This is a genomic window from Pseudonocardia sp. Ae331_Ps2 (genome assembly GCF_001932405.1).
Taxonomy (GTDB): Bacteria; Actinomycetota; Actinomycetes; order Mycobacteriales; family Pseudonocardiaceae; genus Pseudonocardia.
Genome location: NZ_MCIM01000001.1, coordinates 2,475,156 through 2,477,002, shown reverse-complemented (window position 1 = coordinate 2,477,002; position 1,847 = coordinate 2,475,156). Strand labels below are relative to the sequence as shown.

Below are 1,847 nucleotides of genomic sequence, written 5' to 3'. Positions count from 1 at the left end.
CACCTGGTGATAGGTCGCAGCGGTGATCGCTCGGAGTTCGGCGCGGGGGATGGTGCCGCGGATGGCGGCGTGGAAGTGGGGTGCTCCGCGTTTCTGGGGTTCGACGGTGCCGAAGTACTGCACGTCCCAACCCACACAGCGCCGCGTGTTCTGCCAGAACCGGTCGAGCAGTTTCGGGAAGTGGATCGCATCCCGCGCCGCCCGGCGGTAGTCGTAGGTGTCGGGGTCGAGGGCGGCGCCGTGGCCGTCGACGCGGCCGTAGGTGTCGAGGGTGAGGGTGAGGAACGTGGAGGGCCGGTACTTCCCGCCGAACACCCGGCCCACGGTGCGGTCCTCCACCGGGCGGCGCGGGAGGTTGGGTGCGTCCTGGCGGCGGCGGGTGGAGCGGCGCACGGTCTGGGGTGTCGGGTCGAGCGGGGCCAGGCGGCCCCGGACACCGAGAGCGCGGAGTTCGGTGTCGATGTCCTCGACGATCTCGCGGATCTCAGCGCACTCGGCTTCGGCACCTGCGCCGAGACAGTCGGTGTAGGCGGCGTGGAAGTCCGCGCGGGCGGCCATCAACTCTTTCTGCGTGTCGGTCGGGTCGGCCGGTTTCACGATGGGTTCGTTGTCGAGGTGCCAGCCTTCGCGGCACTGGACCATGCGTAGCCGTCGGGCTTTGTCCGCGCACGGTCCACACTGGTCTTCCCGGGTCGAGCCACACGGCACCGGGACGACCTCGACCCGGCCGCTGGACTGGTCGATCCGCCGCCTCGCCAGAGGGCGGACACACACCCCGTGGTCTGCGGCGAGCTGGACCGCGACATCGTCGGACAGCGCGAGCATCGCCTTCTGTGCCCGGCTGAGCGTGTCCTGATCGACCGGCTCCCGGCTCGCCGTGTCGGTGGGGGTCATGCGGCGTCTCCGATCTTGCGGTGGGCCTCGGGCAGGGTGTCGGTGGGGGCGGGCAGGGTGAGCGCCGGTGCCGCCATATCTGCGGGCGGGGCGGTGCGGGTGACGAACGTTTCGAGGTCTTTCACCGCGCCGTCGGACACCCACCCGGCCCGGACACGAAGGGGTTCACGGATGCCGTCGCCGAACAGATAACCCACGCCGGGTTCGTCTTCACCGATCCGGTTCGCCCACGCACCACGGTCGTAGGCCTGGTCCCCCAGCACCATCGACACGTGGGACTTCGACGCCACGCGCAGGCAGATCCGGCGGGGGAACAACTCCCGCACCGGGACGGTGTCCTTCGTCGGTTCCTGCACATACCCGCGCACCGTGAACCCCAGAGCGCGGCCTTGGGTCGTCAACAGGGCGACGCGGTCGGTGATCGCCTCGCGGGTCTTGCGGTCCCCGCCGTAACGCAGCAGCGCACCGATCTCGTCGAACTCTACAATGAGGTGTTCTCAGTAGCGGGGTGGCAGGTCGTGGCGACACGCCGAGGGTGGTGAGATGAGCGGGAACGGGGCAGGACCCCGGTAGATCGGTTCGGTCCAGCACAGATCGACACCGTCACCGAGGTCCTGCATGTCTGATCCTGTCACCTACACCGCTGTCCTCCCGATCGGGGAGCGCACCGTGGCCTATCTGGCGCGGCTCCTGGTCCTTCAACGCCGTCGACGTGGCACCCGGCGGCGGGCGTTGACCCCGTTCGCCCAGGCAGTGCTGGTGATCCGCTGGTTCTGTGATGCTACCCGGGTCCGATGTTTGGCCGGTGACAACGCGATCAGCACTGCAACGGCCTACCGTTACCTGCACGAAGGCATCGACGTCCTCGCCGCGGCCGCACCCGGCCTGCACGGAGCCCTGCTCGCCGCCCGCACAGCCGGGCACACCCACGTGAATCTCGACGGCACCCTGAT

General features: G+C 69.4%; 1 protein-coding gene and 2 pseudogenes. 1 reads left to right on the top strand and 2 read right to left on the bottom strand.

The genetic code is table 11. From position 1 onward, the window contains the following. Positions 1 to 894: helitron helicase-like domain-containing protein (locus Ae331Ps2_RS11870; protein ID WP_217695643.1), on the bottom strand; the 894-nt coding region annotated here is incomplete at its 3' end. Continuing rightward, a pseudogene (locus Ae331Ps2_RS11865) lies at positions 891 to 1,382 on the bottom strand (hypothetical protein); the annotation flags it as partial. The pseudogene Ae331Ps2_RS11865 and the gene Ae331Ps2_RS11870, both read right to left, overlap by 4 nt. Positions 1,383 to 1,512: 130 nt before the next feature. On the opposite strand from Ae331Ps2_RS11865, the pseudogene Ae331Ps2_RS32535 reads away from it, so the two are divergent. Next, positions 1,513 to 1,847, top strand: a pseudogene (locus Ae331Ps2_RS32535) (IS5/IS1182 family transposase); the annotation flags it as partial.